The sequence below is a fragment of the Halopenitus salinus genome (assembly GCF_042662125.1).
Lineage (GTDB): Archaea > Halobacteriota > Halobacteria > Halobacteriales > Haloferacaceae > Halopenitus > Halopenitus salinus.
Genome location: NZ_JBHSXL010000009.1, coordinates 221,711 through 242,137, shown reverse-complemented (window position 1 = coordinate 242,137; position 20,427 = coordinate 221,711). Strand labels below are relative to the sequence as shown.

Sequence of the window (20,427 nt, the reverse complement as noted above, 5' to 3'; positions counted from 1 at the left end):
GATGCGACGCCGGGACCTCCTCGCCGGGATCGCGAGCGTCGGTGCGCTCGGCGGCGCCGGCCTCCTCGCGACCGGGACCGCGCCGGCGATGCTCGGAGGATCGGACGTCGAGCCCGTGGACCCGGTGACGATAGAGACGATCGAGGCGCCGGGGAGCCGCGACGGCGAGGTCACGATCCCCGCGCCGGACCGGACCACGTTCGTCGACTTCTTCGGGACGTGGTGTCCCCCCTGTATCGAGCAGATGCCCGCCCTCGGCGAGGCGAGCGATCGGGTCGGCGAGAACGTCCTCTTCGTCTCGGTCACCACCGAGGCGGTCGGCCGGTCGGTGACCGAGGGGGAGGTCGCCGACTGGTGGCGCGAACACGACGGCGACTGGCTCGTCGGCGCCGATCCGACCGCGGAGCTCGCCTCCAAGCTCGACGTCGGTGGCTATCCGACCGCCGTCGTCATCGACGACACCGGCCGCGTTCGCTGGTCTGACTCGGGCGTTCACACGGCTGATGCGCTCGTAGAACGGATCGAGAGCGCCCGGAACCGATGACCGACGCGACGCTCGCGGCGAACCTCCCGTTCGCGATCACCGCGGGCGTGGCGACGTTCTTCTCGCCGTGCGCCTATCCGCTTTTACCGGGGTACGTCGGCTTCTACGTGAACCAGGTCGAGGCGGACGAGGCCTCGGTCGGCGGCGCCGGGATCCGAGGCGTCGCCGCGGGAGCGGGCGTGCTCGCCACCTTCGCGATCCTCGCCGGAGCGACCGTGCGGATCGGAAACGCGACGCTCTCGAACATCACGATCTTCGAGTCGCTCGTCGGGGGGCTGCTCGTCGTCTTCGGACTGCTCGTCGCGGCGGGTCGTGCTCCCTCCGTCTCCGTTCCCCTGCCGAAGCGGCGGTCGAGCGTGCTCGGATTCGGTCTCTTCGGGGCGGGATACGCGCTCGCCGGAGCGGGGTGTGTCGCTCCGATATTCCTCGCGGTCGTCGCTCGAGCGATCGCCTTGCCGGGCGACGTCGCGGTCCTCCTGCTCGGAGTCTACGCCGGCGTCGTCGCCGTCTTGATGGTCGCCACCACCGTTGCGACCGGGGTCGGGCTGTTGTCGAACGCCGGCCGGCTCGTGGCCTACTCCGCTCGACTGAAACAGCTCGCGGGCGTCGTGATGGTGTTCGCGGGGATCGGACAGCTCTACTTGTCGCTCGTCGTCTACTGACGACCCGATCGAACGATCTCCGGACGAACGCTCATCCAGCCGGCCGCCTGGCCGGAGCAGGCGTCTACTCGTCGACGAGTTCGATCTCGGTGGGCGTCTCGTGCTGGAGGTTGTCGCCGACCGGACAGCGCTGCTCGACGGCCTCGAGCCACTCGCGGAGCTCCTCGTCGTCGGCGTCGGTCTCCGCGTCGATCTCCACGCGGACCTCCTGATACCCGGCTCGTACGTCGTCGGAAGCGCCCTTGAACCCGCGCGGATCGAGATCGCCCTCGATCGAGATGTCGAGGGAGTCGATCGTGATGTCGCGCTCTCGCGCGACCAGGTTGGCGACGACGTTGAGACAGCCGGCCCACGAGCCGAGCAGGTACTCGACCGGGTTCGGCCCCTCGTCGGTCCCGCCGAGCGGCTCCGGCTCGTCGACGACGAACTCGAAATCACGGACCTCGACGGCGGTCCTCGTGGAACTCTCGCTTCGTGCCTCGACCGCGAACTGGTGGAGATTCTCCGTCTCGCTCATCGATGTCCGATCGGCGCTCCGGCGCGATAAAACGCACACACGACGGGGAAACTGGCCGGGAACTGTGACGGGGAACTCGGACGGGATGACGCGAAAAAGCGGGACGAACCCTGATCGACCGTCACACGCGGCGGCGCGTGATGGAGCGGTCCACCACTCCTCAGTCGCCGGAAATCCCCTGGACCTCTCCGGGGTTCGTGATCTCTATGCCACCCGAGAGTTCCGTATTGGGGTACGGCATGTCGATCCCCTCGCTATCGAAGCGTCGTTTGACCGCCTCGACGAATCGTGCACGCACTGCCCCGTAGCCGCTCTCGGACGGGTCGATCCAGATCCGCCCTTGGAGCACGACGGCCGAGTCGCCGAGTCCCGTGACGGGCGCCGTGGGGGCGGGTTCCGAAAGCACGTCGTCGATGGCTCCACCTTCGTCGATGATGGTCTCCCGCGCCCGTTCGATGTCGTCGTCGTACCCGATGCCGAAATCGACCGAAACCCGGCGGTGATCGTTTTCCACGTTGTTGATCACCGCGGCATTAGCGAGCGCGCTGTTCGGAACGGTGACCAGCTGGTTGTCGAACGTGTCCAGTTTCGTCACCCGCAGGTGGATGTCCCGGACCACGCCGCCGTTCCCGTCCCACTCGATCCAGTCGCCGACGGTGAACGGTTCATCCTGAATGATGAACACGCCGGCGACGAAGTTGGCGATGAGGTCTCGGGCGGCGAAGCCGACCGCGAGCGCGAGCGCACCGGCGAGGGTTGCAAACGCCGCGAGGACGACGCCGAAGCCGGCGACCGTCGCGGCGAGCGCCACCGACACGACGCCGACTACCACGACGGTCGTGTTGACCACCAGCCCGACGAGCGTCTCGTCGAAGTCCCGCCGCCTGAGGCTGCGTTCGACCGCTCGGGTCACGAAGTACTTCCCGAGCAGGTAGATGACGGCGAACACGACGACGAACAACACGACCGTCGTGACCGCACCCACGAGTGCCGGAACGTACTGTTGTGGATCGAGGGAAACCCCCTGTTGAAGTGGTATCATGTCTCAATGGGGGTTCTCCTGATGATGACTTAACCATTTACCACGTGACGAGCCAAGAGAAAGCGCCCGGGAGAGCGTTAATCAACCCCGGAAACGCCCGATCTGAACGGACGGTGAACGCCGTTCTTCAGATGACGCGGTTCTGCAGGTAGTCGAGGTGTTTCGCGTTGTAGACGATCTTGACCTCGTCGGCGGCCGGGCTGCCGATGCAGGTCAGACGGACGTTCTTCTCCTCGACCTCCTCGTCCGAGAGGATCTGTTGCATGTCCATTTCGATCTCGCCCTCCTTGAGAATGGACGCGCAGTTCGCACACGCGCCGGCGCGGCAGGAGAACGGCCAGTCGTACCCCTGCGCCTCGGCGGCTTCGAGGATGTACTCGCCCTGGTTGACCTCGAGGGACCCGTAGTCCTCGTCGTCGAGTCCGGCGTCGGCCGCCTTCTCGAAGAGGTCGTCGTCGTCGACCGACCAGCCCTGGTCGTCGAGCGTCTCGTAGTTGAGGTATTCTACTGTGGGCATCACCGTTCGTTTCACCACCCACCTCATTAGGCTTTGCTGTTCGGTACGAATGACGCCGCGATCGCCGAAACGTGTTCGGGTGTCGCTTTATCACGGATATCCGTGCCCGATCGACCGATTTCGCTACAGCGAGGGAACCGCGAGGAAGACGAGGTAGGAGCCGACCGTGGCGGCGACCGGAACCGCGTTCTGTAACAAGATCACGCGCGCGGTCGTCGTCGGCTCGTAGAGGTCGGCGACGTTGATCGACCCGTCCTCGTCGTCGATCGCCCCGGGTGCGTCCCCGCTCTCGACGGGCGCGCCGATCTCCGCCGGCCGCTCCGTCGGCGTCTCGGGAAGGCGATCGAGGCGGGTGGCGCGCCCCCAACCGAGCCCGACGATGCTCATCGTCGCGATCACGACGAACGAGGCGGGGATCCCGAGCCCCGAGAGCCCGACGACGAGGACGGACGTCACGAGCGAGACCACGAGCGCGGCGGTGAGCGGCAGTTCCGTCAGGTCGTTGCCCATCGTCTCGAGGGTCCGTCGGCCGAGGGTGAACGCCCCGATGCCCATCGCGAAGGCGGCCAACAGCACGCCGGCGTTCATCGAGAGATCGCCGCTCCCGACGAGGGGGGCGACCGCGTTGGCCACGTTCGAGGCGCCCGCCGAGAACGCGTTGAGACACGCGATCGCGATCACGATCCCGGCGCCGACGACCTCCCGTCTCGTCGCGCCGGCCGCGACCTGGATCGTCGGAATTCGCCCCGATCGGTCGATGTGCGCCGGAGGGCCCTCCGAGCGGTCGATCGCGAGCTTCGCCGCGAGCCGATCGTACCAGTAGCGCCCGACGACCGCGCTCACCCAGAAGCCGACGATCGGGGCGACGAGCCACCAGGCGACGATCTCGAGCGCGATCCCCTGGTTCAGGGTTCCGCGGGCGATCCCGAGGCCGGCGATCGAGCCGACCGCGGTCATCGACGTCGAGGCGGGGACCCCGAAGACGTTCGAGACGAACAGCGCGCCGCCGACGAAGAACAGCACCACGATGGACGTCCGCAGGGTGAACGGGTTCCCGCTCAGGAGTCCGGCGCCGAGGGTGTCGACGACGCGGCGGCCGATGGTCCAACCGCCGAAGAGGACGAATATCGACATGAGCCCCCCGGCGACGACCTTGGAGACCAGCTCGCTGCCGACGGCCGGGCCGAACGCGACCCCGGTCCCCGATCCGCCGATGTTGACGCCGACGAAGGCGGCGACCACGATCCCGACGGCGAGTAACACCAGTTCCGACACGCGTGATGCTACCGGACCCGAGCATATAAGCCCGTTCGAGTCGGTCTCGGGAACGAGTCGCGTCGGCTCCCGACCGCGGTCGACCGGCCGACTTTTCCCCGATCGACTCCCACCGGCGGACATGGCCACGGAGTTCGACCCCGAGAAGTTCGAGGACAAGTACGCGAACTACTTCACGGAGCTGCAACGCGCCTACAAGAACGCCTTCGAGTACATGAACGAGCGGTACGACTCCGAGCTGATCCACGGGATCGACCAGCAGGTGCTCAACGAGTCCGAGCCGTTCTACGAGGACGGCGAGTTCGTCGTCGAGCTGCCCGAGAACCCTCGCGATCGGCTACAGGGCGTGCTCGTCGACGACGAGAAGTTCGATGAGACGCTCGGGATCTACGTCTCGCGCATCGAATCGGAGCTGCACCGCGTCTTCGGGGTCGAACAGCCCGAGAACTGACGAACCTGAGCACGGATCACGGTCGGATCGATCCGAACCAAAGGCATAAGCCGATTCGCGGCCAACCCGGTGACATGAGCACGGAAACGGCGGAGACGGACGACGACCTGCGAGACCGGATCACGAACTTCCTGCGGCGGAACTTCCCGCAGATCCAGATGCACGGCGGCGACGCCGCGATCAGCCACCTCGACCGCGAGAGCGGCGAGGTTCACATCCAGCTCGGCGGCGCCTGTTCCGGCTGCGGCATCTCGCCGATGACGATCCAGGCGATCAAGTCCCGAATGGTGAAGGAGATCCCCGAGATCGACACGGTCCACGCCGACACCGGCATGGGCTCCGGCGCCGACGGCGACCTGGGCGGCACGGGAGGCGGCGGCATGTCCCCCTCGTTCCCCGGCGAGACGTCCGACGACGGCGGCGAGGACGACGAGGGGCCGCAGGCTCCGTTCTGAGTCGGTTCGCGTCGACCGACCCGCTGGCAGCGTCCGTTTTTCCGTTCCCTTCGTTTGGCGTGAGTCCGATCGATGCGGATCCGGCGTGGGATCTGCGTTCGGAGATCACGTCCCCGATCGTCAATAGACCAGTTCCCCGGAGATGAACTTCCGGGTCCGCTCGTCGTGAGGGTCCTCGAAGACCTGCTCGGTCGGCCCCATCTCCGCGATCGACTCGCCGAGCAGCACCGCCGCCCGATCGGCGACCCGTTCGGCTTGATGCATGTCGTGGGTGGCGAGGACGATGCCGATCCCGCGGTCGCGTGCCGCGGCGATCGCCTCCTCGATGGCGGCCGTGTTTCGGGGATCGAGATCCGAGGTGGGCTCATCGAGGAGCAGGACGTCCGGGTCGTAGGCCATCGCCCGGGCGAACGAGACGCGCTGAGCCTCGCCGCCCGACAGCGAGTCGGCCTCCCGGTCGAGTTCGTCGCTCAACCCGACGATCGACAGGGACTCCTCGACCGCGTCGGCCGTCCCGTTCGACGCGACGACCGAGGCGAGCGATCCGCGAAGTCGATCCCGCCACGACGAGCGGACTCGGAGCCCGTAGGCCACGTTTCGAGCCACGGAAGCGTCGAAGAGGTTCGCCTCCTGGGAGACCATCCCGACCCGTCGTCGAAGCCGGAGCCGCTCGCCGTTGTCGAGGGCCCACGCGTCGGTCCCGTCGAGTTCGATCGTCCCCTCGTTCGGCTCCTCCGCCAGCGCGAGCAGCCGGAGCAGGGTCGACTTCCCGACGCCGGAGGGGCCGATCACGGCGAGCACTTCGCCCGAGCCGACGTCGAGGGATAGGTCCCGGAGGACGGTCTCCCCCCCGTAGGTTCTGGAGACGCCGACGGCGCGAAGCGTCATCGCTGAACCCCCCCGTCGCCGAGTCGGATCACGATCCCGTTGACGACCAGGACGAGAACCACGAGCACGGCGCCGAGGACCATGGCCGTCTCGTAGCGGCCCTGGCGGGCCTCGAGCTGGATCGCGGTGGTGAGCGTGCGGGTCTTCGAGACGCCGCCCGAGCCGGCGATGTTGCCGCCGACGATGAGGACCGATCCGACCTCGCTTATCGCGCGGCCGAACCCGGCGAGCACCGCGGTCGCGATGCCGTATCGGGCCTCCTTGATCGTGACGAGCGCGACGTCGAGTCGAGTCCCGCCGAGCACGTGTGCCGCGTCGCGAACGCCGCGGTCGACGCCGTCGATCGCCGCGAGGCTGATCGCCGTGATCGGCGGCGTCGCGAGGACGAACTGCGACAGGATCATCGCCTCCTTGGTGAAGACCAGTTCGAGCTCGCCGAGCGGTCCCTGGTTCGAAACGAGGAACAGAACCACCAGGCCGACGACGACGCTCGGAAAGCCCATCCCGGTGTTGATGGCGGCCGTCAGGAGCCGTTTCCCTGGAAAGTCGTTGAACCCGACGAGGAGCGCGATCGGCAGGCTCGCTGCGGCGCTCGCGAGGACTGCAACCCCGCTCACGTACAGCGAGACGCCGATGATGCTTCGAACGTAGACCGGCTCGAAGGGAAATCCGGCCGGCAGCAGGAACGTCGGCGGCGTCACGAGCGTCGCGGTCGATTCGATCGGCACGGTCAGTTATCGGACGCGTTCCCGCTCCACCCTTCCGGAACGTACTGCTGGAAGTCCGGATCCTCGGAGAGCGCACGGGGGAAAAACAGCTGTTCGCCGTTGGCCTCGTAGTTCGAGATCAGCTCCTGTGCCTCCGGACTCGTGACGTACCCGATGTAGGCCATCGCGAGGTCGTAGTTGACGTTCTCGTGGATCGCCGGGTTCACGGCGAGGATGCCGTAGGGGTTCGAGAGGAGTTCGGGTCCGCCCTCGATCGGTCCCTGGACGAGGATCTCGAGATCGATCTCCGACCGCTGTGAGAGATACGTCCCGCGATCGGCGAGCGTGTAGCCGTCCGCCTCGTTCGCGATGTTGAGCACCTCGCCCATCCCCTGTCCGGTCTCGCGGTACCAGTCGCCGCCCGGATCGGTTCCGGCCGCCTCCCAGATCGCGAGCTCCTTCGTGTGCGTCCCGGAGTTGTCCCCTCGGGAGATGAAGGGAGCCTCGGAGTCGGCGATCGCGGCGAAGGCGTCGGTGGCCGACTCCATCCCCGAGATCCCGGCCGGATCCGATCCGGGGCCGACGATCACGAAGTCGTTGAACATCAGGTCCCGACGGTTCACGCCGTAGCCCTCGCGCATGAACTCGTCCTCCAGCGACCGCGCGTGAACCATGACGACGTCCGAATCGCCGTTTCGGGCCGTCTCCAGCGCGGCACCGGTGCCCTGTGCCACCGAGTCGACGGTCACCCCGTACATCTCCTCGAAGGGGGCGTTGAGCTCGCTCAACAGACCTGTGTCGTACGTGCTCGTGGTCGTCGTCAGCGTGAGCGTCTCGCCGGACACGCCGGCGGCCTGCTCTTCGGATCCGGACGGAGCGCCCGCACAGCCTGCGATCCCGATCGACAATCCACCTGCGGCCGCGGCGAGGAGTTCCCGTCGTTGCATCGTATACGATACAACGCTATCCGGCAACGTACTTAGTCCTTTCCGGATCGGTGAAACCGTTCGAAGTTACGGTCGAGACATCCGGGCGTCGTTCCGGCGCGGGCCCGGACCGAAGGCGTGTTCACGCTCGAGCCCCAACCCCACCACAATGAGCCAACAGGAACGGTATCCGTTCGACGTCGAGTCGATACGTGCCGAGTTCCCGATCCTGAAGCGGCACGTCGGCGGGGACGCGACGACGCCCGGCGAGGGCCCCGGCGACGAGACGCCGCTCGTCTACCTCGACAACGCGGCGACGACCCACACGCCGGAGCCGGTCGTCGAGACGATCGCGGACTACTACCGCGGGTACAACGCGAACGTCCACCGCGGCATCCACCAGCTGAGCCAGGAGGCCTCCGTCGCCTACGAGGAGGCCCACGACCGCGTGGCGGAGTTCGTCGGGGCCGAGGGGCGCGAGGAGATCGTCTTCACCAAGAACACGACCGAGGCGGAGAACCTCGTCGCGTACGCGTGGGGCCTTCGGGAGCTCGGGCCCGAGGACAACGTCGTCCTGACGGAGATGGAACACCACTCCTCGCTCGTCACCTGGCAGCAGATCGGCAAGCGGACCGGCGCCGAGGTCCGATTCATCGCGGTCGAGGAGGACGGGACCCTGGACATGGATCACGCCGCCGAGTGCATCGACGACGCGACCGCGATGGTCTCCGCGGTCCACGTCTCGAACGCGCTCGCAACGATCAACCCCGTTCGCGAGCTGGCGGACCTCGCACACGACCACGACGCGTACGTCTTCGTCGACGGCGCCCAGTCGGTCCCGACGCGTCCGGTCGACGTCGACGACCTCGGCGCCGACTTCCTCGCGTTCTCCGCCCACAAGATGTGCGGTCCGACCGGCATCGGCGCGCTCTACGGCCGCGAGGAGATCCTCGACGCGATGGGGCCGTTCAACTATGGCGGCGACATGATCCGCCGGGTGAGCTACGAGGAGACCACCTTCGAGGACCTCCCCTGGAAGTTCGAGGCCGGAACCCCGTCCATCGCCCAGGGGATCGCCTTCGCGGCCGCGATCGACTTCGTCGAGGACATCGGCATGGAGAACGTGCGCGCCCACGAGGACTTGCTGGCCGCCTACGCCTACGACCGGCTGAGCGAGTTCGACGACGTGACCATCTACGGCCCGCCCGGCGATCGTCGCGGCGGACTCGTCTCGTTCAACGTCGACGGCGTCCACGCCCACGACCTCTCGAGCATCCTCAACGACTTCGGCGTCGCGATCCGCGCCGGCGACCACTGCACCCAGCCCCTCCACGACAAGCTCGGCGTCTCCTCGACCGCCCGCGCGTCCTTTTACGTCTACAACACCCTCGAGGAGATCGACACGCTGGTCGAGGCGATCGACGAGGCGCGCGAACTCTTCGCCTGAGCGGCGCGACCGCGCTATTCGACGCGGCCGTGTCGACACAACGGAGGGGATTTCGACCGATCGCGGCACGTTCACCCACGCTGCGGAACGCTTTTCCCCCCGAGTCGGCTACCGTGAGACAGCATGGGACTGGGCTCGGACATGTACCGACAGCAGATCCTCGATCACTACAAGAACCCCAGAAACTACGGGGAGATGGAGGATCCGGACATCACGCACGTCGGCGAGAACCCCTCGTGTGGGGACACGATCCGGATGGACATCCGGCTCGCGGACGACGGCGAGACGATCGAGTACGTCAGCTTCACCGGCGACGGGTGTGCCATCTCGATGGCCTCCGCGAGCATGCTCTCCGAGCGGCTCGCCGGGATGACGATCGAGGAGCTCGAGGAGCTCGACACCGACGACGTCACGGAGATGCTCGGCGTCGACATCTCGCCGATGCGCGTGAAGTGTGCGGTGCTTGGCCGGCAGGTCGCCCAGGACGGCGTGAAGATCGAGCGGGGCGAACTCGACGTCGATCGAACGAAGACCGAGGACTGAGCGCGGACGACGGCACGAACGACCGCGACGCGACCGACCCTCCGCGACCAACCCCCGAGGCCTTCCGCGACCGACCGCTCCCGTCGAACGTGGGGTTCACCCGAGCCCGCCGAGCTTTTGCGGGTCGACCCCGTGTACCGATGTATGAGCGAGGAGTTCGACAAGGAGGCCGAACGCGAGAAGCTTCGAGAGAAGTACGAGCGTGACCGCAAGAAGCGCGAACACACCCAGCACATGTCCGAGCTGCTGTTGAAGGGTGCCACGATGACGAACAGCCACTGTGACGCCTGTGGGGATCCCATCTTTCGCCACGACGGCCGGGAGTTCTGCCCGACGTGTGCCCGCGAGGATGCCGCAGAGGAGACCGGAGCCGAGATCGACGCGGGCGCGGAAACCACCACGAACGGGGCCGGATCGAACCCGGAGTCCACGGCGGCCGGGTCGGCGACGAACGCGGATCCGGCTGACCCGAGCCCGCCGGACGAACACACGGTGGATGCGGGTTCGCCGGAGGAACACACGGCGAACGCGAACACGGCGAACGCGGCGGACGCGAACACGGACGCGCCGACGGCCAACGGAAGCGCTGAGCGGAACGTCGTCGAGGGGCGACCCACGCCCGAACGCGCGGCACCGTCGGAACCGGCCGGGACGAACGCCCCGAGCCGACCCGCGAGCGATGCGATCCGAAGCGAGGGGGACCCACGAGCCGGCCACAGGGAGACGAACCCGGACCCCTCGGAGGATCTGCGCGCCGCCCGCGAATCGCTGTCGCGGACCGTCCGCCGCTTCGCGGAGGCGGCGGAGCGGGCGGACGGACCGCGCCGCGCCCGGGAGGACCTCGAGGCCGCACGCGAGGCGGCGGAGGCCCTCTCCGCGCTCGACCGGTGAGCCCGTCCGGGCCAGCATCCGGCGTCGATCGCGGAACCACCGCTCGGTGGTGAACGCGAGTCCACCGCTCGGCGGCGATCGAGAACGCTTCCACGTCGCGGTTTGCACGACCCTTTTAAGTTGACGGTGGTTCTCCATCCGACATGGAGTGGAGTCGCGAGTGGGTGACCGTCCGGGCGTCGATCGTCTTGACGTTCGCCGTCGCGGTGTTTTCGATCCTCGTCGGGCTGCTCCACATCGCCGGCGTCGGGGTCGACGGCCCGCTGTCGGCGTACATCCCCGAGTTCGTCAGACAGGCGGTCGGGTTCACCGGGACGCTCACCGGATTCGCAATGCTCGCGAGCGGCTACGCGCTCAAACGCGGGTACCGCGTCGGGCTGTACTCGACGGCCGTGCTCCTCCCGTTGACGGCGATCCAGGGGCTGTTACAGGTCTCCGTCGTCTCGTTGCCCCTCGTCGTGTTGTCGACGGTGTCGATCCCGGCGCTCGTCGTCAACCGGGGCCGGTTCACGCGGACTTACCGGCCCTCGCCGACACAGCTTGCCGCGGGGACGGCGCTCGCGACCGCGCTGGCCTACGGGACGTTCGGCTCCTTCGCCCTGCGCGAGGAGTTCACCGGGATCGACACCCTCGTCGACGCGTTCTACTACACCGTCGTGACCGCCTCGACCGTTGGCTACGGCGACGTGACGCCGACGACCGCGATCGGCCGGATGTTCGGCGTCTCGGTGCTCGTGATCAACGTGGCCGCCTTCGCGGTCGCGCTCGGGGTCCTGTTGACGCCCGCGATCGAGGCACAACTCTCGAAGGCACTCGGAAAGATGACACAACGCCAGTTCGACCTGCTCGAAAACCACGTCCTCGTGCTCGGATACGGGGACCTGACGGAACCGATACTCGAAGAACTCACCGAACGCGGGACCACCTACGTCGTCGTCACCGACGACGAACGCGAGGCGAGCCGGTTGAGCGACCGGGACATCTCGGTCCTCGCAGCCGACCCGAGCGACGTCGCTCCTCTCGAAACCGTACGGATCGGGGACGCACGCGCCATCGTGGTCGCGACGAACGACGACGCGGCCGACGCGCTGTCGATCCTCACCGCCCGCCAGCTCAACCCCGACGTCCGGATCGTCGCCGCCGCGACCCAGCGCGAGAACGTGGACAAACTGCGCCGCGCCGGCGCGGACCACGTCATCTCGCCGGCGACGCTCGGGGGCCACCTCCTCGTCGACTCCGCGTTCGGCGCGGACTCGGAGGCCGTCGCCGACGAGATCATGGAGGAGTCGGAACCGACCGCCAAGGAATCCGTGGACGGCGGTGTTCCGGGCGGGGATGTGACCGAGGGCACAAACGGTGAGGACGCGGAGAAGTCGGAACGGTGAGACCCAACAACTCGAGGGTGGAAGCGACGATCCGACCGGCGCCGTGACCGTTCAGGTCCTCCGACGTCGTGACCGTTCAGGTCCTCCGACGTCGTGACCGTTCAGGTTCTACAGCGCCGTGACCGCTTCGAGGGTCAACTCGATCGCGCGCTCGACGTTGTCCTTCGCCTTCTCCGGCAGCTCGTCGTCGGAGTCGGCGCCCTTCTGGGTCCCCTCGACGAGGTTGCCGTCGACGGTACAGATCGCGCCGGCGCGGAGCCCCTTGCGGCGCGCGAGCGCGAAGAGTGTCGCCGCCTCCATCTCGATCGCCTGCAGGTTCGCGGCCTCCCAGTCGTCGACGAAGTCCTCGCTCTCGTTGTAGAAGGCGTCGTCGGAGACGATGGGCCCGACGTGGACGTCCTCGTCGTTCGCTCTGGCGGCGTCGACGAGCGCGGAGAGGACCTCGTAGTCGGGGACGGCCGGATACACCGCCGACTCGTAGCGCTTCGAGGTTCCCTCCTCCTTGGCGGCGCCGTTCGCGACGACCATGTCGCCGATCTCGATGTCCGACTGCAGGGCCCCGCAGGTCCCACACCGGAGGAAGGTGTCGACGCCGACCGCGGCGAGTTCCTCCACCGCGATGGCCGCGGAGGGACCGCCGATCCCCGTCGAGCAGATCGTGAGCGGGACGCCCTCGTAGCTGGCGTTGACGATCGTGTACTCGCGGTTTTCGGACACCGTCTCCGCGTCGTCACACCGATCCGCGATCCGGTCGACGCGGCCGGGATCGCCGGGGACGATCGCGACGTCGGCGACGTCCCCCTCCTCGATCAATAGATGCGGCTGTTTGGCCATGTCCGATCGTCTCCCGGACGGGAGAAAAACCGTCCGATGTGTCTCGATTGCGGTCCTCGAGTCCGGTCGCGGGTGAACGAGGAGGGGACCCTACTGCGTGTACGACGGGAGCTTCCTACAGGTCCAACAGCGTCTCGATCTCGTCGAGGTAGCTCCGGTAGACGCCGATCGCCGACTCGATCGGCTCCGGCTCGGCCATGTCGATCCCGGCCAGCCGGACCACCTCGAGCGGGTAGTCGGAGCCGCCGGCCGCGAGCATGTCGCGGTAGTCGTCGGCGGCCGGTTCGCCCTCCTCGAGGATGCGGTCGACGATCGCGGCCGCCGCCGCGATCCCCGTCGAGTACTGGTAGACGTAGAAGTCATAGTAGAAGTGCGGAATCCGTTCCCACTCGCGTTCGATCCCGCCCTCGAGCGTTGCCGGTTCGTAGAACTCGCGTTTGATGCCGCCGTACAGCTCGTCGAGAACGTCCGGGGTGAGCGCCTCGTCGTCCTCGATGCGCCCGTGGATGCGGTGTTCGAAGTCGGCGAACATCGTCTGTCGAAACAGCGTGCTTCGGAAGCGCTCGAGGTACTCGTCGAGGACGTGGGTCCGCAGCTCGTCGTCCTCGAGGGTTTCGAGCAGGTGGTGGGTGAGAAGCGTCTCGTTCACCGTCGAGGCGATCTCCGCGACGAAGATGTCGTAGCTCGCGTCGTGCCACGGCTGGGCGTCGCCGGCCAGCTCGGAGTGCATCGAGTGGCCGAGCTCGTGGGCGAGGGTGAACATCGAGGCGATGTCGTCCTGGTAGTTCATCAGGATGAACGGCTGGGTGTCGTAGGTTCCCGAGGAGAACGCCCCCGACCGCTTGCCCTCGTTCTCGTAGACGTCGACCCAGCGGCTCTCGAGCCCCTCGGCCATCCGTTCTCGATAGGGCTCGCCGAGCGGCTCGACGGCCTCTTTCACCCACTCGGCGGCCTGCTCGTACTCGACGTCCGGGCCCTCCTCGCCGGTCAACGACATGTAGAGGTCGTGGCTCCGAAGCTCGTCGACGCCGAGGGCCGACCGCTTCAACTCGGCGTGGCGATGGAGCGCGTCGATCTCGTCTCGAACCGTGTCGACGAGGGTGTCGTAGACCTCGGTCGGGACGTTCGGGCCGTCGAGCGCGGCAGCCCGGGCGGTCTCGTACCCCCGTATCTCGGCGCTCGTGACGTGTTCGCGCACGGCCTTCTCGAGGGACGTGCCGACCGTGTTCCGCACGTCCGCCCACTCGTCGTAGAACGTCTCGTGAACCGTCCGCCGGAACTCACGGTCGGGTTTCGTCTGCAGCTTCGTGAAGTTGGCTTGGGTGATCTCGACCGGCTCGCCGTCCGGCCCCTCGACGGTGCCGAAGGACATGTCCGCGTTGGTGAGCATCGAGTAGATCTCCGAGGGCGCGCTCGTGACCTCCGAGAGGTCCGCAAGCACCTCCTCGACCTCCGCCGACCGGGTGTGCGGCTTCATCCGGAGGACGTCCCGGAGGTAGTGGTCGTAGGCCTCCAGTTCCGGCTCGGCCTCGAGGAACGCCTCGAGGTCCCGCTCGGTCAGCTCCTGCAGCTCCGGCTCGAGGTACGAGATGGCGCTCGAGGCCTCCGAACGCAGCGAGGACCCCTTGGCGGCCATCGCCTGGTAGGTTCCGTTCGTCGTGTCCTCGGCGCTTCGTAGCCGGGCGTAGACCGCGACCGTGGCGACCTCGCGCATGATCTCCTCGCGAAGTTCGAGCAACTGGAGGAGGGTCTCCGGATCGTCCGTGGCGCGTCCCTCGTACTCGCGGAGCTGGTCGACGCGTCCCGCGATCGACTCGTAAGCGGCCTCCCACTCCTCGTCGGACGCGTAGACGTCCTCGATGTCCCAGCGGTACTCGGGGTCGATCTCCTCGCGTTCGGGGACCGAACTCATACGGTTCGAGACGGCGTCGTCGGCCCTAAAGGTTCCCAACCGACGCGCGTCTCGACGAATCCACTGCTGTTCGGATTCCAGGGTCAGCCGGACTCCGAGGCCCACGCCTCGAGATCGAGTACCATCACGATCGCGTCCTCGCCGTCCTGGTAGTAGCGGTTCACCCGTCGAAGCGTCTCGAACCCGTGTGAGCGGTACAGCGACTGGGCGCGCTCGTTGCCCTTGCGGACCTCGAGTTTCACGACCGAGGCGCCCTGCATCCGGAGCCTGGAGAGCCCGGCGGCGAGCAGCCGGCCGCCGAACCCCCTCCCCTGCTCGTCCGGGCGGACGGCGATGTCCTTCACGTGTCCGATGTCGCGGCCGTAGTTCGGCGTCACGTCGGCGACGACGTAGCCGACGATCGCCGAGTCCGGCTCCCGTTCGGCGACGAGGAACGCCGGCTCGCGAAGCAGCCGCTCGAAGGCGTCGTAGGGCCATGGATCCGAAAAAACCGTCCGCTCGATGCGGAAGACGGAGAGCAGATCGGCCCGGACGGCCTCCCTCACGATCACCTCGTCGGGACGGGACACGGCGGCGGTTGGGCCCGAACTCCGATAAGACCGACGACCCGTTCGAGATCGGAACGGCTCTTGAGGTGCCGTTTCCGATTTCGCTTCCAGCCCGATCAGGGTCCGGGGTGCGCTTCCGTTCTCGATCAGGTTCCGAACCGCCGCTTCCGGTTCCGAAAGTCGATGAGTGCGCGCAGGTAATCCCGCTCGCGGAAGTCGCGCCAGTTGACGTCCGTGAAGTACAGCTCCGAGTAGACCGACTGCCAGATCGCGAAGTCCGAGAGGCGTTCGGCACCGGTCTTGATCAGGAGGTCGGGCTCGGCCGGGAACACGAGCCGCTCGGAGATCGTCGACTCGTCGACGTCTTCCGGTTCGATCTCGCCGGCGTCCACGTCCGCGGCGATGTCGCGGACCGCCTCCGCGAACTCCCGTTTTCCGCCCAGTCCGATGCTCACCCGGATCGGCGCGTCCGCGCGCTCGGTGTCGGTCGGGCCCCGGATCGCAACCTCGCGTGGCGTCTCCAGATCGCGGAGTTCGCGCTCGAGCGTCGAGACGACCGCCTCGTCGAGGACCGAGACGAGCACGGTCACCCGCTCCGCGCCGTAGCGGAACGCCCACCGGAGGAACCGCTCGAGGGTGTCGTAGGCGCCCTGCTCAAGCAGGTCGCGTTCGGTGATCACGACCGCGACGTGGCCGGGGGCGTCGCCGTCGCGAAGCCGATAGCGAACCGCGAGGTAGGTGTCGTAGAGCCCCACGTGGCCCACCAGACCGTGGATGGGCAAAAACTCGCGGGTCCGGCACGTCGACCGCCGTCGACCGATAGGCGGCTCCCGACGATCGGGGGTACCGGGCGGTTCCGGCGGTGGGCGATGTCGGGAGGGTTAAGTGAGCGTCGGAGGTATCCGCGAACGTGCACTCGAGGATCCGACGTGCGGGGGGATTCGCCGCCGTAGCGTTGCTCTCGCTCCTCGCGCCCGCGCTCGGCGTGGCGGCGGCGGTCCCGTTTCTCGTCGTGGCCGGGGCGGCCGCGTTCGCGATCCGCGAGGGTCCCGCCTTCGAGCTGTTCGCGCGTCCCGGCGACAGGCGGGACCGTCGACTCAACGGTCTGGCCGGGTTCGCGCTGGCGGCGGCCGGACTCGGGCTGTTCGCGACGATCCCCCGGGTCGCGATGCCCGTCCGCGTCTACGCCGCCGCGGTGATCCTCCTCGCGGTCGGCAACCTCGGTCGACAGATCGCGCGCTCCGTGACCGACGAGGAGTTCCTCCACGCGACCGCCTTCGTCGCGGTCGGGGCCGTCGCGGGGGTCCTCGCGCAGACGGCGATCGTCCTCCAGACGGGCGGAGCGCTCGACTTCCCCCGATTCACGTTCCTGGCCGCGGTGGGCGCGCTCGCCGCGGCGCTGTTGCGTGCGATGTTGCTGGCCCGGGACGACCCGATCGTGATGATCTCGGTCGGGTTCCTGTTGTGGCTGTTCGACGCGCTCGCCGTCGGGGTGACCGTCGAGGGGATCGCGTTCGCGCTCGCGGTCACGGTCGCGCTCGGATACGTCTCCTACGCGCTCGGAACGGCATCCGTGCCGGGCATGTTGACCGGCGTCCTGTTGGGGCTTCTCACGCTCATTCTCGGTGACGTCGGGTGGTTTCTGGTCCTCATCTCGTTTTATGCGATCGGCGGACTCGCCTCGAAGTTCCGGTTCGACCGGAAGGCAGAACGCGGCGTCGCCCAGGAGAACGAGGGCGCCCGCGGAACGAGTAACGTCCTCGCCAACTCCGCCGTCGCGCTTGCGGCGGTCGTGGGGTACGCCGCGACCGTCCACCTGTCCGTCCACGGCGCGGTCTTCGCGCTGGCGTTCGCCGGCGCGGTCTCGACCGCGATGGCCGACACGCTCGCCTCCGAGATCGGCGGGCTCTACGAGCGGCCGCGGCTCGTGACGACCCTGGAGCCCGTGTCGCCGGGGACCGACGGCGCGGTCACGCTCCAGGGGGAACTCGCCGGACTGGCGGGCGCGCTGCTCGTCGGCGCGCTCGCGGCGTTCGGGATGCCGATCGGACCCGGACTCGTCGGCGGCGCCGTCGTCACGGCCGCCGGCTTCCTCGGCATGACCGTCGACAGCCTGCTCGGAGCGCTGATCGAGGGCGACCGGATCGGCAATCAGGCGGTGAACCTGCTCGCCACGCTCGCCGGGGCCATCGTCGCCGCGGCGTCCACGCCGCTCGTGATCGGATGACCGATCGCCGCAACGGCGCCCGGCGAGACCCCACGGCGGATCGCCCAGTCACCGGTGTGCGCGTGCGTCCCGTCCGAAAGTCGGACGCCGCCGCAGTGATCCGGCTCCAACGACACCTCGATCGCCCATCGCCGAATCTCCTCGGGATGGGATTGAACGCCGCGGGCGGTGCGAACGTGTTGGTCTCGACCGTACCCGAGTCCGGCCCATCGAAGCGTGGCGGCTCGACCGCCGATTCCGACGCCGCCGACCGGCCGTCCCCGGTGGCCGGCTACCTTCTCCACGTCGACGGGGGCGACAACCGACACGTGGCCGAGGTCGTCGTCGATCCGGCGAACCGCCGAACGGGACGGGGACGCGAACTCATCGAGGCGGCGATCACGGGGAGTCCGGGAACGCTGTCGGTGCTCGTGGCGGTCGAAAACGACGCGGCCCGATCGCTTTATGAGTCCTGCGGCTTCGAGGCGGCGGAACGACGGCCGAACGAGTACGGCGAGCGGGACGCGCTGTGTTATCGGTTCGATCCGGACGCCTAGATCGAGCCCGACACCTCGCTCGATCCGGATGCCTCGACCGACCCCGGCACCTCGCTCGATCCGGATGCCTCGACCGACCCCGGCACCTCGCTCCGATCAGGCCTCGATTCGGAGGTCGTCGAGCGTCCGGATCCGCGTTCCGACCGGACGCTTCACGAACGATCCCTCGCTGCGGCCGAGAAGCTGGGACACGCCGCGTTGGGCCGCGAGATCGAGGAGCCGCTGGGAGATCTCCCCGTCGACGACGAGCGCGTGCGGGGCGTCGTCGGCGTCCTCCAGCGCGTCGAACGCGTCGGCGGCCTCGACCTCCGAGACGACGCCGCCGTCGGCATCGAGGAGCCTGGCGCGGCCGCTGTCCCCGCCGACGATCTCGCTCGCGTGTGCCTCGATCGTGTCGGTGATCTCGGTCTCGCCGTCCTCCGTGGTGTCGTTCCGTTCGTTCGGTTCGTCCGGCTCGTCCACGTCGTCCGACCCGCTCGAGTCCTTCAACTCGTCCGCGGGTCGAACGTCGTCGGTGTCGCCGGCGGGGTCACCGGCGTCCACGTCCTCCGTCTCGTTCGGTCCGGAATCGTCGGTGGCGGATCCGCGTTCGATGGCGGAATCCGCGTGGGTCGCCGACCCGTTCTCAGTCGTCGGCGACCCCGCTCGAGGGCCCTCGATCGCCTCGGAGACGTCAGCTTCGTCGGCCAGCGTCTCGTGTGGAACTTTGCCGCGAAGTGCCTCGAGCACCTCGCTGCGGTCGAGGTCCTCGACCGATCGGCCGGCCGGCGCGAACGCGACGTAATCGACCTCGCCGACCTGGCTCAGCTCGCGGAGGATCAACTCGCCGCCGCGGTCCCCGTCGAGGAACGCCGTGACGGTCCGATCCCGGGTGAGATCGGCGACGGCGTCGGGGACGTTCGTCCCCTCGACCGCGACGGCGTTCTTGATGCCGGCCTCCAACAGCGTGAGCACGTCCGCGCGCCCCTCGACGACGATGACCGCGTCGGAGTCGGCCACGCGGGGACCCGCCGGCAGGTCCTCGTACTCGTCGATGCCCTCGACGCGGGCCGCGTCGCGGACCTCCTCTAACACCTCGTCGCTCGAGAGGGCCGTCTCCTCGAATCCGCCGGCGAGAAGCTCCTTCGCGCGGTCGACGACCTCCCGCCGTTTGGTCGCGCGGACGTCCTCGATCCGGGTGACCTCGACGGAGGCCCGACACGGGCCGACCCGGGTGATCGTCTCCAGCGCGGCGGCGAGGATCGCCGTCTCGACTTTATCCAAACTCGAGGCGACGGTCACCTCCCCGAACGACTGTCCGTTCTCCGATTCTATCGCGACGTCGATGCGACCGACCTTCGAGGCCTGCTGGAGGTCCCGGAGGTCGAGTTCCTCCCCGAGCAGACCCTCCGTCTGGCCGAAGACCGCCCCGACGACGTCGGACCGTTCGACGACGCCGTCGGCGGCGATGGTCGCGTGAATGAGGTATTTGGCTGTGTCTTCCATGGCTTCGAACCCTCGTGAGTGATGGTGATCGTGATGGCGACGGACGGGACGCGACGCGTCGCGATCCCGGCGTCGATCGTGAACTGACGGACTGGTCCGTCATCCTGTTTATATACGTCGGTGGGGCGGAAATAGCTGTCGTACCGCCGATCATGTCGGTGTAGAAACGGATTCGGTCGGTTTGGAAACGGATCCGTGGGGAGCGACCGCGATCGGACCATGAACGATGGCGATCGCATCGCGACCGACCCACGGGACGTCGTCCGAGCGAAACGGACGCAAACGGTACCTGGAGGGATACATTTACGGCGGTCACGGAGAGGGTTACACCAAATGACGTCGCGAGACCTGCTTTGGATCCCCGTCTTCGCGGTGCTCGTCGCGTTCTCGGTGCCGTGGTTCATGTGGGGGACGGACGCGATCGTCGCGGGACTGCCGATCTGGCTGTGGTGGCACGTCGGCTGGATGGTGCTCGCCGCCGCCTGTTTCCGCCGGTTCGCGGCCGGCGCGTGGGACCGGGGGATGGGCCTCGATCCGGAGGTCGACCGGGGTCGGGGAGACGACGTCGACGCCGGCTCCTTCGAGACGTCCGGAGGCGATCCGGGGGGTGAGGGACCGTGAGCGCCGTCCTGGAG

The 20,427-nt window shown here is 67.9% G+C and carries 23 protein-coding genes; 11 read left to right on the top strand and 12 right to left on the bottom strand.

From position 1 onward, the window contains the following. Position 1 precedes the first annotated feature (1 nt). Together ACFQE9_RS10615 and ACFQE9_RS10610 are read left to right on the top strand one after the other, a co-directional pair. A complete protein-coding gene (locus ACFQE9_RS10615; protein WP_379744219.1) occupies positions 2-544 on the top strand; it encodes a TlpA family protein disulfide reductase in 543 nt (180 codons plus the stop codon). After that, positions 541-1,206, top strand: coding sequence for a cytochrome c biogenesis CcdA family protein (locus tag ACFQE9_RS10610; RefSeq protein ID WP_379744217.1), 666 nt, complete (start codon positions 541-543; stop codon positions 1,204-1,206). Before ACFQE9_RS10615 ends, ACFQE9_RS10610 begins: the two co-directional genes overlap by 4 nt. 64 nt (positions 1,207-1,270) lie before the next feature. On the opposite strand, the gene ACFQE9_RS10605 is transcribed toward ACFQE9_RS10610, so the two are convergent. The 4 genes from ACFQE9_RS10605 to ACFQE9_RS10590 form a co-directional block, all read right to left on the bottom strand. Then, on the bottom strand, positions 1,271-1,723 hold the full coding sequence (locus ACFQE9_RS10605; RefSeq protein WP_379744215.1) for an OsmC family protein: 453 nt from the start codon (positions 1,721-1,723) through the stop codon (positions 1,271-1,273). Between the two features lie 160 nt (positions 1,724-1,883). Further along, a complete protein-coding gene (locus ACFQE9_RS10600; RefSeq protein ID WP_379744213.1) occupies positions 1,884-2,765 on the bottom strand; it encodes a mechanosensitive ion channel family protein in 882 nt (293 codons plus the stop codon). A gap of 127 nt (positions 2,766-2,892) precedes the next feature. Then, a complete protein-coding gene (fer, locus tag ACFQE9_RS10595; RefSeq protein ID WP_379744211.1) occupies positions 2,893-3,282 on the bottom strand; it encodes a ferredoxin Fer in 390 nt (129 codons plus the stop codon). Between the two features lie 123 nt (positions 3,283-3,405). Then, positions 3,406-4,557 (bottom strand): inorganic phosphate transporter, encoded by a 1,152-nt coding sequence (locus ACFQE9_RS10590; protein ID WP_379744209.1) that lies wholly within the window; start codon positions 4,555-4,557, stop codon positions 3,406-3,408. Positions 4,558-4,678: 121 nt separating this feature from the next. Here ACFQE9_RS10590 and ACFQE9_RS10585 point away from each other — a divergent pair, with 121 nt between their 5' ends. Together ACFQE9_RS10585 and ACFQE9_RS10580 are read left to right on the top strand one after the other, a co-directional pair. Further along, positions 4,679-5,008: a DUF5783 family protein gene (locus tag ACFQE9_RS10585; RefSeq protein WP_379744207.1), complete on the top strand. Its 330-nt coding sequence runs from the start codon at positions 4,679-4,681 to the stop codon at positions 5,006-5,008. 74 nt (positions 5,009-5,082) lie between these two features. Next, positions 5,083-5,463, top strand: a complete 381-nt coding sequence (locus ACFQE9_RS10580; RefSeq protein WP_379744205.1) for a NifU family protein — start codon at positions 5,083-5,085, stop codon at positions 5,461-5,463. Between the two features lie 120 nt (positions 5,464-5,583). On the opposite strand, the gene ACFQE9_RS10575 is transcribed toward ACFQE9_RS10580, so the two are convergent. From ACFQE9_RS10575 to ACFQE9_RS10565, 3 genes are read right to left on the bottom strand one after another with little or no spacing between them, the layout of a single operon-like run. After that, positions 5,584-6,351, bottom strand: coding sequence for an ABC transporter ATP-binding protein (locus ACFQE9_RS10575; RefSeq protein ID WP_379744203.1), 768 nt, complete (start codon positions 6,349-6,351; stop codon positions 5,584-5,586). Beyond that, positions 6,348-7,073: an ABC transporter permease gene (locus ACFQE9_RS10570; protein WP_379745582.1), complete on the bottom strand. Its 726-nt coding sequence runs from the start codon at positions 7,071-7,073 to the stop codon at positions 6,348-6,350. The genes ACFQE9_RS10575 and ACFQE9_RS10570 overlap by 4 nt, the downstream gene beginning before the upstream one ends. Before the next feature lie 8 nt (positions 7,074-7,081). Next, positions 7,082-8,005: an ABC transporter substrate-binding protein gene (locus ACFQE9_RS10565; protein WP_379744201.1), complete on the bottom strand. Its 924-nt coding sequence runs from the start codon at positions 8,003-8,005 to the stop codon at positions 7,082-7,084. Positions 8,006-8,153: 148 nt separating this feature from the next. Here ACFQE9_RS10565 and ACFQE9_RS10560 point away from each other — a divergent pair, with 148 nt between their 5' ends. The 4 genes from ACFQE9_RS10560 (at position 8,154) to ACFQE9_RS10545 (ending at position 12,250) form a co-directional block, all read left to right on the top strand. Further along, entirely contained in the window at positions 8,154-9,431 is a 1,278-nt protein-coding gene (locus ACFQE9_RS10560; RefSeq protein ID WP_379744199.1) for an aminotransferase class V-fold PLP-dependent enzyme, read from the top strand. A gap of 123 nt (positions 9,432-9,554) precedes the next feature. Beyond that, on the top strand, positions 9,555-9,974 hold the full coding sequence (gene sufU, locus ACFQE9_RS10555) for a Fe-S cluster assembly sulfur transfer protein SufU (protein ID WP_379744197.1): 420 nt from the start codon (positions 9,555-9,557) through the stop codon (positions 9,972-9,974). 144 nt (positions 9,975-10,118) lie between these two features. Beyond that, entirely contained in the window at positions 10,119-10,865 is a 747-nt protein-coding gene (locus ACFQE9_RS10550; protein ID WP_379744195.1) for an Sjogren's syndrome/scleroderma autoantigen 1 family protein, read from the top strand. Between the two features lie 143 nt (positions 10,866-11,008). Then, positions 11,009-12,250, top strand: coding sequence for an NAD-binding protein (locus tag ACFQE9_RS10545; protein ID WP_379744193.1), 1,242 nt, complete (start codon positions 11,009-11,011; stop codon positions 12,248-12,250). Between the two features lie 108 nt (positions 12,251-12,358). Here the strand turns inward: ACFQE9_RS10545 and ACFQE9_RS10540 are convergent, their stop codons facing one another. From ACFQE9_RS10540 to ACFQE9_RS10525, 4 genes are all read right to left on the bottom strand, one after another. After that, complete coding sequence (locus tag ACFQE9_RS10540; RefSeq protein WP_379744191.1) at positions 12,359-13,084, bottom strand: nucleoside phosphorylase; 726 nt, start codon at positions 13,082-13,084, stop codon at positions 12,359-12,361. A 115-nt stretch (positions 13,085-13,199) separates the two neighbouring features. Then, positions 13,200-14,996 (bottom strand): oligoendopeptidase F, encoded by a 1,797-nt coding sequence (gene pepF / locus ACFQE9_RS10535; RefSeq protein ID WP_379744189.1) that lies wholly within the window; start codon positions 14,994-14,996, stop codon positions 13,200-13,202. Between the two features lie 83 nt (positions 14,997-15,079). Then, on the bottom strand, positions 15,080-15,565 hold the full coding sequence (rimI, locus tag ACFQE9_RS10530; protein WP_379744187.1) for a ribosomal protein S18-alanine N-acetyltransferase: 486 nt from the start codon (positions 15,563-15,565) through the stop codon (positions 15,080-15,082). Positions 15,566-15,690: 125 nt separating this feature from the next. After that, on the bottom strand, positions 15,691-16,299 hold the full coding sequence (locus ACFQE9_RS10525; protein WP_379744185.1) for an undecaprenyl diphosphate synthase family protein: 609 nt from the start codon (positions 16,297-16,299) through the stop codon (positions 15,691-15,693). A gap of 155 nt (positions 16,300-16,454) precedes the next feature. Here ACFQE9_RS10525 and ACFQE9_RS10520 point away from each other — a divergent pair, with 155 nt between their 5' ends. Both ACFQE9_RS10520 and ACFQE9_RS10515 read left to right on the top strand, forming a co-directional pair. Next, complete coding sequence (locus ACFQE9_RS10520; RefSeq protein ID WP_379744183.1) at positions 16,455-17,771, top strand: DUF92 domain-containing protein; 1,317 nt, start codon at positions 16,455-16,457, stop codon at positions 17,769-17,771. A 62-nt stretch (positions 17,772-17,833) separates the two neighbouring features. Continuing rightward, complete coding sequence (locus ACFQE9_RS10515) at positions 17,834-18,307, top strand: GNAT family N-acetyltransferase (RefSeq protein ID WP_379744181.1); 474 nt, start codon at positions 17,834-17,836, stop codon at positions 18,305-18,307. A gap of 96 nt (positions 18,308-18,403) precedes the next feature. Here the strand turns inward: ACFQE9_RS10515 and dnaG are convergent, their stop codons facing one another. Then, complete coding sequence (dnaG, locus tag ACFQE9_RS10510) at positions 18,404-19,792, bottom strand: DNA primase DnaG (protein ID WP_379744179.1); 1,389 nt, start codon at positions 19,790-19,792, stop codon at positions 18,404-18,406. Positions 19,793-20,125: 333 nt separating this feature from the next. Here dnaG and ACFQE9_RS10505 point away from each other — a divergent pair, with 333 nt between their 5' ends. Further along, the gene (locus tag ACFQE9_RS10505; protein WP_379744177.1) at positions 20,126-20,413 is read left to right on the top strand and encodes a DUF3311 domain-containing protein; all 288 of its coding nucleotides are present in this window, start codon (positions 20,126-20,128) and stop codon (positions 20,411-20,413) included. Positions 20,414-20,427: the final 14 nt, after the last annotated feature.